The following is a 12280-nucleotide window of genomic DNA, read 5'->3' on the forward strand; positions in this document are numbered from 1 at the left end:
ACCGCCCGCATCTGAAGACCCGGCCACTCCCGTGGTCTCATAGACACCGTGACAGCTGCAGTCCTCTCACCCGGCCAGGGTTCCCAGGCCCCCGGCATGCTCACCCCGTGGCTCGAGCTCGACGGCGCCCGCGCGCGGGTCGAGCAGTGGTCCGACCGCGCCGGGCTCGACCTGCTCCGGCTCGGCACGGAGGCCGGCGCCGAGGAGATCCAGGACACCGCGGTCGCGCAGCCGCTGATCGTCGCGCTCTCCCTGCTCACCGCGCAGTACCTGCCGCTGCCCGACGGCGCGCCGGTGGCCGGGCACTCCGTGGGCGAACTGGCCGCCGCCGCGATCGCCGGCGTGCTCTCCCCCGCCGACGCGGTCGCACTGGCCGCGGTCCGCGGCGCGGAGATGGCCAAGGCCTGCGCGCTCGAACCGACCTCGATGGCCGCGGTGATGCTCGGCGATCCGGACGAGGTCACCGCCTGGCTCGAAGGACAGGACCTGATCGCGGCCAACCGCAACGGCGCGGGCCAGATCGTGGCCTCCGGCGCGGCCGCGGCGATCGAGCGGATCGTCGCCGAACCCCTTGCCGGCACGAAGATCCGCGCCCTCAAGGTGGCGGGGGCCTTCCACACGCCGTACATGGCGCCCGCGGAAGACGCCCTGCGCGAGCACGCCGCCGGCCTCACCCCGGCCGACCCGGTGCGCCCGCTGCTGTCCAATGCCGACGGTGAGGTCGTCACCAGTGGCGCGGAATACCTGCGGCGGCTGGTCGCCCAGGTGACCCGCCCGGTCCGCTGGGACCTGACCATGGCCGGGCTCGCCGCGCTCGGCGTGACCCGCACCGTCGAACTCGCGCCCGCGGGCACCCTGACCGGACTGGTCAAGCGGCAGCTCAAGGGCGTGGTCACCACTACCACCGCGCTGAAGTCGCCGGCCGAACTGGCCGCGCTGCGCGAGGAGGACGCCCTGTGACCGACCGTCCCCGCCTGCACCAGACCACCGGCCCGGCCGCCACCCGGATCCTCGGCTTCGGCAGCCACCAGCCGGACCGGGTCGTCACCAACGACGACCTGTCGCAGCTCATGGACACCAACGACCAGTGGATCCGCGAACGGGTCGGCATCATCGAACGCCGGTTCGGGGAGAAGGACGAGACGCTGGTCGACTACGCGGTCGCCGCGGGTGCCGCCGCCCTCGCCGACGCCGGGGTCGAGCCGTCCGAAGTGGACACGGTGATCGTGCCCAACTGCACCATGCCCTCGCAGATCCCGAACGCGGCGGGCCAGATCGCCGCGCGGATCGGCGTCCCGGAGCCGGGGGCGTTCGACCTCAACGCGGCCTGCGCCGGATTCTGCTACGGCCTCGGCCTCGCCTCCGATCTGGTGCGCGCCGGGTCCGCGCGCAAGGTGCTGGTGATCGGTTCGGAGAAGCTCACCGACTCGATCGACCCGACCGACCGGGCGAACGCGATCATCTTCGCCGACGGCGCGGGCGCGGCGGTGGTCGGCGCGGCCGACGAGCCCGCCATCGGCCCGGTGGTGTGGGGCAGCGCGGGCGATCTGGCCGGCCTGATCTATATGCGCGATCACCGCTACATCTACCAGGAGGGCCAGTCGGTCTTCCGCTGGGCGACCACGCAGATCGCGCCGATCGCGCTGCGCGCGCTGGAGGCCGCCGGGCTGGAGCCCGCGGATGTGGACGTGCTCGTGCCGCACCAGGCGAATCTGCGCATCGTCGAATCGATCGCGAAGAAGCTGCGGGCCAAGGGCGCCCGCGAGGACCTGGTGGTCGCCGACGACATCAGGTACTCCGGCAACACCTCGTCCGCCTCGATCCCGATGGCGCTGGACCACATGCGCAAGGCGGGCACCGTGCACCCCGGCGACGTGGTGCTGGCGGTCGGCTTCGGAGCCGGGCTGTCCTATGCCGGGCAGGTCTTCGTCCTGCCCTGAGTGGATACTTCCCCGCGGGCGCCGTGCCCGCGGGGTGGACCTGTGGAAGAACCGAGAAGGGAACAACACCGATGGCTGAGAAAGCTGAGAAGCCCGAGATCCTCGAAGGCCTCGCCGAGATCGTCGAAGAGGTCGCCGGGGTCGCCAAGGACGACGTCGCCGCCGAGAAGTCCTTCGTGGACGATCTCGACATCGACTCGCTGTCCATGGTCGAGATCGCCGTGCAGGCCGAGGACCGCTTCGGCGTCAAGATCCCGGACGACGAACTGGCCAACCTCAAGACCGTGGGCGACGCGGTGAACTACGTGGCCGCCAACGCGAAGTAAGACCCTCTTCGCATCCGGGCCGGGACGTCCCGGCCCGGTGCCGACTTCGGGGAGATTCTCCATGAGCAACATCGACGTCGTGATCACCGGTATGGGGGCCACCACCCCGCTGGGCGGGGACGTCGCGTCCACCTGGGACGGCCTGCTGGCCGGCCGCAGCGGGGTCCGCCCCCTGGAGGCCGACTGGGTCGAGGAGCTGGATCTGCCGGTGCGGATCGGGGCCACGCTCGCGGTCGAGCCCACCGAGATCCTGCCGCGCGTGCAGGCCCGCAGGCTCGACCGCTGCGAGCAGGTCGCCCTGATCGCGGCCCGGCAGGCCTGGTCGGACGCCGGATTCGCGCCGCAGACCGACGAGCACACCGACGTCGAGCCGGAGCGCCTCGGCGTGTCCCTCGGCACCGGTGTCGGCGGCCCGGTCACCCTGCTGAACCAGAACGATCTGCTGCGCCGGCACGGTCTGCGCAAGGTGTCGCCGCTGACCGTGCCGATGCTGATGCCCAACGGGCCGGCCGCGCACGTCAGCATCGACGTCAAGGCCCGCGCCGGCGTGCACTCGCCCGCTTCGGCCTGTGCCTCCGGTGCCGAGGGCATCGCGACCGGCTTCGAGATGATCCGGTCCGGGCGGGCCGACGTGGTCGTGGCCGGCGGCGCCGAGGCGTGCATCCACCCGATCACCCTCGGTGGCTTCGCGCAGGCGCGCACGGTGTCCACCCGCAACGACGACCCGGCGGCCGCGTCCCGGCCGTTCGACGTCAGCCGGGACGGCTTCGTGCTCGGCGAGGGCTCGGGCGTCGTGGTGCTCGAACGCGCCGACCGGGCACGGGCCCGTGGCGCGCGGATCTACGCCAGGCTGGCCGGCTACGGGATCACCTCGGACGCCTACCACATCACCGGCAACCACCCGGACGGCATCGGGCAGATCGCCGCGATGCGTGCGGCGATGACGATGGCCGGGCTCTCCCCCGCCGACATCGGCCATGTGAACGCGCACGCGACGTCCACTGTGGTCGGTGACATCGGCGAGGCGGCCGCGATCCGGACCGCGATCGGCGACCACCCGGTGGTCACCGCCCCGAAGGGTGCGCTGGGCCACCTGGTCGGCGGGGCCGGTGCGGTCGAAGGCATCGCCACGGTGCTGGCCCTGGCCGAGGGCGTGGTGCCGGCCACCCTGAACCTGACGGAGCTCGATCCGAAGGTGCAGCTCGACGTGGTCGCCGGGGAGAACCGCAAGGTCGAGCTGACCGCGGCGATCAGCAACTCGTTCGGGTTCGGCGGGCACAACACCGCGCTGCTGTTCACCCCGGCGTCCTGAAGCCGGCCCGGTACCGCGAAAAAGGGGCGGCCCTGCCACGGTGGGAGGGCCGCCCTTTTCGCGTGGGGTCAGCAGCGTTCGTGCTCGACGCCGGAGCCGGACTGCACGATGTCGATCCGGTATCCCCCGCCTTCGATCCGCATCGGCAGCTCGAGCCGCCAGCGGATGCACGGGTACTGGAAATTCGCGGGCGCCTCGTTGATCGACTGGGTACTGGTGAACCCGACGAGCACGCTCAGCGAGTCGTCCGCCGCCTCTTCGATCCGGTAGACCAGGATGCTGCCGTCCTTGGTGGACCGGAACTCGGTGTGCCACGCACTCTGCGAGGTGTTCTGGATCCGGGCCGTGGTGACCGTCTGGCGCCACAGCGCGTAGTTCTTCGCGTTCAGCGCGTCGAAGTAGTTCTGCAGCACCGCGAGCACGGCCTGGCCGGCCGGATGGCCCGCCACGTCCGGGGTGATCTCGACCCGCCCCGAGCCGGGCTCGCTGTGCGAACCGGGCGAAGTGGACGACGGCACGGTGATCGGCAGGACGCCGGACTGCACGTCGTCCGCGCTGGTGTGGTAAAGCTCGCGGGCGACCAGCCCCCCGGCGACGGTCACCGACAGCACCACGACGAGCACGGGGATCAGCCATCGCTGGCGGGACGGCGATTGGGCGCTCACCCGCGTGAGGGTACCGCGCCCGGATCACCCCACCTGGTGCAGCCAGGTGACCGGGGCACCGTCGCCCGCGTGCCGGTAGGGCTCGAGCGCCTCGTCCCAGGCCGCGGCGAGCAGTTCGTCCAGCTTGTGCGCCAGCGATTCACCACCGCGGGTCATGGTGACGAGCGCACGCAGCTGGTCCTCGCCGACCACGATGTCGCCGTTCGCGCTGGTCCGCCCGTGCCACAGGCCGAGGCCGGGCGCGAAGCAGAAGCGCTCGCCGTCGACGCCGGCACTGGGTTCCTCGGTGACCTCGAAGCGCAGCATGGGCCAGGCCTTGAGCGCGGCGACCAGCTTGCCGCCGGTGCCCGCGGGCGCGCGCCAGCTGCATTCGGCACGCAGCTGTCCGGGACTGGCCGGCTGTGCCGTCCACTTCAGCTCGGCGCGGGCCCCCAGGGTGCCCGAAATAGCCCACTCGACGTGCGGACATACCGCAGACGGCGACGAGTGGACGTACACCACGCCTCGGGTGTTGCCACGGGTGCTCACTGCTGACCTCCGCTTGTTCGACGAGGGACGTCTTCCCCTACGACCTCTCGAACTGCGCAGGCGCCCGGCCACCGCGGTTACCCGACTGTGTAGCACATTCTGCACCCCTGCAGTGCCGTTTGGCCACACGAACCCCACAAGTCGCAGGGGAACCCCCTTTGAGGTGAGGCACGCCGACGCGCGCTCGCATACCACGTCACGGGCGGCCCGCCGCGCTAGCGTGGGGCACCGAAATGGACTGGTGAGGAGGGGATCCGGTGCGACTGGTCCGACTGGGACAGCAGCCCTCACGGGTCGCCGAGGACGTCCGCGCCGCGCTCGCCTCCCTCGGCCGGGGGAGCACCGTGATCGGCGGCGTCGCGTTGATCGGCGCCCGACCGGCGGACGAGCGTGCGGTGGAGGCGGTGGTGCTACTGCCCACCGGCGTGCTGATCGTGATCGGGGTCGATCTGCCCGATCCCGCGCTGCGCCTGGAAGCGCCGCTCAGCGGCCCGTGGAAGGCCGACGGCTGGCCGCTGGTGCACGGCGACGACGCGATCAACCCGGCCACCGAGGCACTCGACCTCTCCCAGGACTGCGAACGCCGGATCGCGGAACTGGGCGGCGGCCCGGTCGGCACGATCCTCGCGGTCGGCCCGTACGTGGAGACCGTCGAGCAGCCCCCCGGCGATCTGGCCGGCCCGGTCCGCGTCCTGCACCCGAGCCCGACGACCATGCTCGCCGCGACGGTCTCGCTGGCCACCGCCCGCCACCCGCGCTCGGTGGACCAGGTGCGGGCGCTGCTCGCCGCGCTCGCCCCCGGCCTCCCGGACCTGTCCGACGAAGCCCTGCTGGGCGAGGGCTTCGTCCGCTTCTCCGACGACACTCCGGCTCCCGCGGAGATGCTCGGCACGGTGCCGGGGCCGGCTGTCTCGCCGGAGTCCGGGCGGGGTGCGGCCGAGGAGCCGGATGCGGCTGTGCTTGCCGCTGCCGGAGGGGCGGCCGTTTCCGGCGCCGTCGGAGGAGCTGCTGCGTCGGGAGCTGCCGTTTCCGGGGCTGTCGGGCGGGATTCCGCCGAGGGGTCCGGCCGAACTGCCACCGCGTGGACTTCCCGGCGGATCGTCACCGAGGAGGAGGACACGGCTGCCGGGACTACGGTGGGTGTGCCTGCGGTGACGGGGAATGCTGCTCCGGCTGCGGCGGTCGTACCCGGCCAAGGTGGCGCCGGGATGTCGGAGATGGCTGCGGCGGCGGAAACCTCCGTTGGGGAAACCTCCGGTCAAGCGGCGGCGGAGTCGGCGGCGGTTTCCCCGGTCGCGGATGATCCGGTTTCGGAGCCTGACAGGGTGCCGGAATCGCTGGGGGGTCCGGCTGCGCCGCGGAGAGCGGTCGCTTCCCCGGCCGAGACCATCGCTCCGGAGAGCGTGGGCGATTCTGCAGGTCCGAACCCCGGCAGCGCAGCAGGACCCGCTACTTCCGCGGACCCCGGCGACTCCGTGACCGGACCGTGGCCCGGCCAGTCGGGCGACTCCGGGGATTCCAGCAGCCCCAGCGATTCCCGTGGTTCCGACGATCCCGGCAACGCCGAGGCGCACAAGCCCCGCGTCGCCTCGGGGCCGCCGCCTCCGCCGGTGGCCCCGGCGATCTGGCCGGAGCCGGGCGAGGAAGACGACCTGGCCCTGCTGTCCGAGACTCCGGCCGAGCCGGGGGGACGGATCAACGGGAAGACGCCGTTCCCGGCGGTCCAGCCTGGGGTTGACGAAAGTGCCCGGCCGGCGCCAGTCGCGCTGGAGGAAACGGACGCAATGCCACCGCCGCCGGACGAGCCCAAGACGACCAAGACGAGCCGGTGGGTGCCGCTCGGGGCGATCGCGTTGCTGGTGGTGCTCGCGGTAGCCGCAGTGGTCGTCGCGACCGGCGGGGGCAGCAGCGGGGAGACGGCCGCGCCGCCGCCCGTCAGTAGTGCGCAGCCGGTGCGCACCACTGCTCCGGTCAGTATTGCGCCGCCGAGCAGTGTGGTGCCCAGCCTGAGTTTCGACGCACGGGCGAACAGCGCCGATCAGCGCTGTGCCTCGCACGCGTTCGGGGACGTGCAGGGCAGTCTCCAGCAGACGAGCTGCTCAGGCGTTCGCCGTGCCAGTTTCACCGCCGAGGTGGACGGCCGGGCCGCCGCGGTCACCGTCGCCGTGGTCGAGTTCCCGGGTGCCGCGCAGGCCGCGCACTTCAAGGAGATAGCGGACAACCCGGGCGGCGGCGGGATCCTCGACGTCGCCTCCGAGACCGGCACATGGCCCGGCGCCGTTCCGCAGTTCGAGAATGCCGCCTACGTCAGCCGGATCGAGGGCACGGGGGTCCGTCTGGTGCAGGCGGTCTGGACGCCGGGACCGTCCACTTCGGACGACCCCGGCCTGGTCCGCGCGGCGAAGGGCGCGCTGGAGCTGCCGCTGACCTCCTGAGCGGCTCAGAGCCCGTACGCCTCCAGCAGCCGCAGCCAGACCTCGCTGATCGTGGGGAACGCCGGTACCGCGTGCCACAACCGGTCCAGTGGAACCTCGCCGACCACGGCGATGGTCGCCGAGTGCAGCAACTCCGAAACGTCCTGACCGACGAAGGTCACGCCGAGCACCACGCCGCGTTCGGTGTCCACCACCATCCGGGCCTTGCCCGCGTACCCGTCGGCGTGCAGCGAAGAGCCGGCGACCGCGATGTCGATGTCCACGACCCGGTCGGCGGAATCCTCGCGTGCCTCGGTCAGCCCGACCGAGGTCACCTCCGGATCGGTGAACACCACCTGCGGCACGGCGTGATGGTCGGCAGTGGCGCTGTACCGGCTCCACGGCTCGGTGGAGACTTCCGCACCGCGTGCCCGGGCGGCCACGGTGTCACCGGCGACGCGCGCGCCGTACTTGCCCTGGTGGGTCAGCAGCGCCCGGCCGGTCACGTCGCCCGCCGCGTAGAGCCAGCCACCGTCCACTGCGGACACCCGGCCGCTCTCGTCCACCGCCAGCGGGCCGCCGGCGGGCAGGCCGAGCACGTCCAGGCCGACGTCGCCGGTGGCCGGTGCCCGCCCCGTGGCGACCAGCAGCTCGTCCACCACGAGTTCCGTGCCGTCGACCAGCGTCAGCGCAGTGCCACCGTCCACAACGGACACCTCGCGCAGGCCGGACGAGGCATGTACCCGCACCCCGGCCTCCCGTAGCCCGTCGAGTAGCAGGTCACCGGCGAAGTCCGGCAGCTTCGGCAGCGGCCGCGGGCCGGTGATCACCAGGTCCACCCGCGCGCCGAGCCGGGCCCACGCCTGCGCCATCTCGACGCCGACCACGCCGCCGCCGAGCACGCCGAGCCGAGCGGGCACCTCGGACGCCGACGTCGCCTCGCGTGAACCCCACGGCCGGATCGCGTCCAGCCCGGGAATCGGCGGCACCCGCGGGACGCTGCCGGTGCACACGATCACCGCGTGCCGCGCGGTGATCACCTGATCATCGCCGACGGTGACCTCGCGTTCCCCGGTGACGCGCCCGTGCCCGCGGATCGGTTCGATGCCCGCGCCACGTGCCCACTCGACCTGCCCGGTGTCGTCACCCTTGCCGGTGAACCAGTCGCGGCGCGCGAGCACGGGGGCCGCGTCCAGCTCGTCCCCGATCGGCACGCCGGGCATCCGCTTGGCCGCGGCGAGCAGATTCCCCGGGCGCAGCAACGCCTTGCTCGGGATGCACGCCCAGTAGGAGCACTCCCCGCCGAACCGCTCGTGTTCGACCAGCGCCACCTTCAGCCCGCCCATCGCGGCCCGCTCGGCAGCCACCTCACCCACCGGGCCCGCACCGATCACCACGACGTCGAAAGTCAGTTCCGCCATACGCCCAGGGCACACCACCGGAGTGGATCACGCAAGCGCACCCAGCTGTGAAGGGGCCCTTCACGGACTCTGAGTCTGTGAAGGGCCCCTTCACAGACCGAGCTGCCGCCCGTCGGAATGCCACGGCGGGTGGTGGTAGCGCGTGCTCAGCAGCGCGCGGTGCCGGGCGAGTTCGGCGGAGGTGGGTGGACGAGGGGCGAGCGGGCCGAGCAGCTCGGCGGCGACGGCACGGACCACGGTCTCGATCTCACCGCGCGGCAGCCGGACGCCGTGGTCGGCCAAGGACGCGACCGGGCTGCGGTGCGAGTCCAGGGGCTTCGGATCCGGCGGCGGACCGGTGAGGTAGGCGCTGACACGCGCCGCATCGGTGTCGACGAGCAGCGTCGAGTGCGCCAGCAGGCCTTCCTTCGTGCGGAAAACCGCGAACCCGCACAGCTTCGTCTCGCCGACGAACACGCCCCGATCACCGAGCCGCGGCAGCAGCCCGAACCGTTCGACGACACCGGTCATCAGCCTGCCGAGCATCTCCATCGGCCGATCCGCGGGGCCGGGCAGCACGAGCGTCACGTTGAGGTTGCCGGGATCGTGGAACACCGTGCCGCCGCCACTGGCGCGGCGCAGCACCGGCACCCCGTCACGGACGCAGTCGGCCACCCGGACCTCCCGGGCGATCTTCTGCCCGCGCCCGACCACGACGCACACCGGGTTGCGCCACAGCCACAGCAACGGCGCTGCCGGAGCCTCCCGCAACAACGCCTCGTCGAAGGCGAGGTTCTCGGCCGGACCCGCGAACTCGGCCCGCACATCCGACCCACCGCTCATAGGGTTTTGAGTTCCTCCACGATCTCGCCCACCGACGATTTCGCGTCGCCGAAGAGCATGCTGGTCTTCGGATCGTAGAACAGCTCGTTGTCGATCCCGGCGAAGCCCGAACTCATCCCGCGCTTGAGCACGATCACCGAGCGGCTCTCGCTGACCTGCAGGATCGGCATCCCGTAGATCGGCGAACCCGGATCGGTCCGCGCGGCCGGGTTCGTCACGTCGTTCGCGCCGATCACGAGCGCGACGTCGGTCTGCGCGAACTCGGAGTTGATCTCGTCCATCTCGCGCAGCTGCTCGTACGGCACGTCGGCCTCGGCAAGCAGCACGTTCATGTGCCCCGGCATGCGGCCGGCCACCGGGTGGATCGCGTAGGAGACCTCGATGCCCTTGCTCTCCAGCAGTTTCGCCATCTCGCGCACGGCGTGCTGCGCCTGTGCCACGGCCATCCCGTACCCGGGCACCACGACGACCTTGCTCGCGTAGGCCATCTGGATCGCGGTGTCCGCGGCGCTCGTGCTGCGCACCGGCCGGACTTCACCGGACCCGGACCCGCCGCTCGTGACCGCGGTGCCACCGCCGAACCCGCCGGCCACGATCGCCGGGATCGACCGATTCATCGCTTTCGCCATCAGGTTGGTGAGGATCGAACCCGACGCCCCGACGATCATGCCCGCGACGATCAGCGCGGTGTTCGACAACGCCAGCCCCATCGCCGCCGCGGAAAGCCCGGTGAACGCGTTCAGCAGCGAGATCACCACCGGCATGTCCGCACCGCCGATCGGCAGCACCACCAGCACACCCAGCAGCGCGGCCGTGACCAGCAGCCCGATCATCAGCACCTCGCCGTCGCCGCCCGCGGCGATCACCACCGCACAGGCCAGCGCGGCCAGCAGCACCAGCACGTTCAGCGGCTGCTGCACCCTGCCGAGGGTGACCGGGCGGCCGGTGATCAGCTCCTGCAGCTTGCCGAACGCGATGTTCGAGCCCCAGAACGAGATCGAACCGATCAGCGCGGCGAACAACGAGGCGATCGCGACATACCGCGGCTCGTGCGCATACGCGTCGGTGTTGCGGAACTCGACCCACGCGATGAGCGCGACCGCACCGCCGCCGACACCGTTGAACAGCGCCACCATCTGCGGCATCGCGGTCATCTTCACCTTGCGCGCGGACGGCACGCCCACCAGCGCACCGATCGCGACGCCGAGCACGATCAGCGGCCAGTTGCCCATACCCGGGGTGAGCAGTGTGGCGATCACCGCGATTCCCATGCCCGTGGCGGCGATCCAGTTGCCGCGCACCGCGGTACGCGGACCGGTCAGCCCCATCAGGCCGTAGATGAACAACGCGAACGCGACGATGTAGAGAACGGCGACGAGCTGCGTCACTTCCCGGCCTCCTCATCAGCGTCCGGAGCCGGCTTCTTCCCCTTGAACATCGCCAGCATCCGGTCCGTGACAAGGAATCCGCCGACCACGTTGATCGTGCCGAAGGCGATCGCGATCACCAGCAGCACCTTGTTCAGCACCCCGTCCACGCCGAGGCCGAGCACGATCAGGCCGCCGAGCAGCACGATGCCGTGGATCGCGTTGGTCCCCGACATCAACGGCGTGTGCAGGGTGTTCGGCACCTTCGAGATCACCGCGAAGCCCACGAAACCCGCGAGCACGAGCACGGCCAGGTTTTCCACCAGGGTCACGACTCGCTCCCTTCCCGGCCGGCCACGCAGGCACCGGCGACGACCTCGTCGGAGAAGTCCAGCCGCAGCTCACCCTCCTTGGTCACGAGCAGTTCCAGCAGCTCGGTCACGTTGCGCGCGTACAGCTCGCTCGCATGCGCGGGCATCCCGGCGGGCAGGTTGAGCGGCGCACTGACCGTGACGCCGTACGCCACCACGTCTTCGCCCGGACGACTCAGCGCGCAGTTCCCACCGGATTCCCCGGCCAGGTCGAGCACCACACCCCCGGCGGGCATGCCCTGCACCGCTTCCTCGGTGACCAGCGTCGGTGCTTTGCGTCCGGGCACCAGCGCGGTGGTGACCACGACGTCGAACTTCGTGATCGCTTCCGTGAGCCGACGCTGCTGCTCCGCGCGTTCCTCCTCGGTCAGCTCCCGGGCGTAGCCACCTTCACCTACCGCCTCGATGCCGAGGTCGAGGAACCGCGCGCCGAGCGAACGGACCTGTTCGCCGACTTCGGGCCGTACGTCGTAGCCGGTGGTCTGGGCGCCCAGCCGTTTCGCCGTGGCCAGCGCCTGCAGCCCGGCCACCCCGGCGCCCAGCACCAGTACCTTCGCCGGGGGCACCGTGCCCGCCGCGGTGGTGAGCATCGGGAAGAACCGGGTCAGCTTCTCCGCCGCCAGGAGCACCGCCCGATAACCGGCGACGCTGCTCTGCGAGGACAGCGCGTCCATCGCCTGCGCACGGGAGATCCTCGGCACCGCTTCCATCGCGAACGCCCGGATGCCGGCCTTCTCCAGTGCGGCAATACCGTCCGGATCGCCGCGGGGATCGAGAAATCCGATCAGCAAGGCGCCCCGCTTGAGCTTCGCGATTTCCTCCGCGGCCGGCGCGGCGACCTTGACCACCACGTCCGACTGCCAGGGATCGCCCAGCTCCGCACCGGCCTCGGTGTACGCGTCGTCGGTCAGCTGCGCACCCGCGCCCGCCCCTCGCTCGACGATCGTGGTCAGGTCACGTTGCGCGAGCCTCGGCACCAGCTTCGGCACGAGCGCGACCCGGCGTTCGCCGGGCCGGGACTCGGTGACCACGCCGACCGTGAGCCGGCTTCCGTCTTCCGCCACGCGACCTCCTCGACAGTGAGGATCATCGGACGTGCCAGGTCTACCACGCG

General features: G+C 71.6%; 12 protein-coding genes. 5 read left to right on the forward strand and 7 right to left on the reverse strand.

Annotated elements, in window-relative coordinates:
• The first annotated feature begins 48 nt into the window (after nucleotides 1-48).
• The 4 genes from ATK36_RS07765 (at nucleotide 49) to ATK36_RS07780 (ending at nucleotide 3578) form a co-directional block, all read left to right on the forward strand.
• Nucleotides 49-960, forward strand: coding sequence for an ACP S-malonyltransferase (locus ATK36_RS07765; RefSeq protein WP_098510650.1), 912 nt, complete (start codon nucleotides 49-51; stop codon nucleotides 958-960).
• Nucleotides 957-1940 carry a beta-ketoacyl-ACP synthase 3 gene (locus tag ATK36_RS07770; protein ID WP_098510651.1) on the forward strand — a complete coding sequence of 328 codons (984 nt, stop codon included), beginning with the start codon at nucleotides 957-959 and terminating at the stop codon, nucleotides 1938-1940. The genes ATK36_RS07765 and ATK36_RS07770 overlap by 4 nt, the downstream gene beginning before the upstream one ends.
• A gap of 71 nt (nucleotides 1941-2011) precedes the next feature.
• Nucleotides 2012-2266 carry an acyl carrier protein gene (locus ATK36_RS07775; RefSeq protein ID WP_098510652.1) on the forward strand — a complete coding sequence of 85 codons (255 nt, stop codon included), beginning with the start codon at nucleotides 2012-2014 and terminating at the stop codon, nucleotides 2264-2266.
• A gap of 61 nt (nucleotides 2267-2327) precedes the next feature.
• Nucleotides 2328-3578 carry a beta-ketoacyl-[acyl-carrier-protein] synthase family protein gene (locus ATK36_RS07780; protein ID WP_098510653.1) on the forward strand — a complete coding sequence of 417 codons (1251 nt, stop codon included), beginning with the start codon at nucleotides 2328-2330 and terminating at the stop codon, nucleotides 3576-3578.
• 68 nt (nucleotides 3579-3646) lie between these two features.
• Here the strand turns inward: ATK36_RS07780 and ATK36_RS07785 are convergent, their stop codons facing one another.
• Both ATK36_RS07785 and ATK36_RS07790 read right to left on the reverse strand, forming a co-directional pair.
• Complete coding sequence (locus ATK36_RS07785) at nucleotides 3647-4243, reverse strand: hypothetical protein (RefSeq protein ID WP_098510654.1); 597 nt, start codon at nucleotides 4241-4243, stop codon at nucleotides 3647-3649.
• 24 nt (nucleotides 4244-4267) lie between these two features.
• Entirely contained in the window at nucleotides 4268-4771 is a 504-nt protein-coding gene (locus ATK36_RS07790) for a DUF3145 domain-containing protein (RefSeq protein WP_098510655.1), read from the reverse strand.
• 257 nt (nucleotides 4772-5028) lie between these two features.
• On the opposite strand from ATK36_RS07790, the gene ATK36_RS07795 reads away from it, so the two are divergent.
• Nucleotides 5029-7206: a hypothetical protein gene (locus ATK36_RS07795; RefSeq protein WP_098510656.1), complete on the forward strand. Its 2178-nt coding sequence runs from the start codon at nucleotides 5029-5031 to the stop codon at nucleotides 7204-7206.
• Nucleotides 7207-7211: 5 nt separating this feature from the next.
• Here the strand turns inward: ATK36_RS07795 and ATK36_RS07800 are convergent, their stop codons facing one another.
• From ATK36_RS07800 to ATK36_RS07820, 5 genes are all read right to left on the reverse strand, one after another.
• Nucleotides 7212-8606 (reverse strand): dihydrolipoyl dehydrogenase family protein, encoded by a 1395-nt coding sequence (locus tag ATK36_RS07800; protein WP_170069656.1) that lies wholly within the window; start codon nucleotides 8604-8606, stop codon nucleotides 7212-7214.
• 90 nt (nucleotides 8607-8696) lie between these two features.
• Complete coding sequence (locus tag ATK36_RS07805) at nucleotides 8697-9428, reverse strand: lipoate--protein ligase family protein (RefSeq protein ID WP_098510657.1); 732 nt, start codon at nucleotides 9426-9428, stop codon at nucleotides 8697-8699.
• The gene (locus ATK36_RS07810; protein WP_098510658.1) at nucleotides 9425-10816 is read right to left on the reverse strand and encodes an NAD(P)(+) transhydrogenase (Re/Si-specific) subunit beta; all 1392 of its coding nucleotides are present in this window, start codon (nucleotides 10814-10816) and stop codon (nucleotides 9425-9427) included. Before ATK36_RS07810 ends, ATK36_RS07805 begins: the two co-directional genes overlap by 4 nt.
• Nucleotides 10813-11121: an NAD(P) transhydrogenase subunit alpha part 2 gene (locus tag ATK36_RS07815; protein WP_098514714.1), complete on the reverse strand. Its 309-nt coding sequence runs from the start codon at nucleotides 11119-11121 to the stop codon at nucleotides 10813-10815. Before ATK36_RS07815 ends, ATK36_RS07810 begins: the two co-directional genes overlap by 4 nt.
• Before the next feature lie 2 nt (nucleotides 11122-11123).
• Nucleotides 11124-12230 carry a Re/Si-specific NAD(P)(+) transhydrogenase subunit alpha gene (locus ATK36_RS07820; protein WP_098510659.1) on the reverse strand — a complete coding sequence of 369 codons (1107 nt, stop codon included), beginning with the start codon at nucleotides 12228-12230 and terminating at the stop codon, nucleotides 11124-11126.
• Between the last annotated feature and the right edge of the window lie 50 nt (nucleotides 12231-12280).

Source organism: Amycolatopsis sulphurea (assembly GCF_002564045.1).
GTDB classification, from domain to species: domain Bacteria; phylum Actinomycetota; class Actinomycetes; order Mycobacteriales; family Pseudonocardiaceae; genus Amycolatopsis; species Amycolatopsis sulphurea.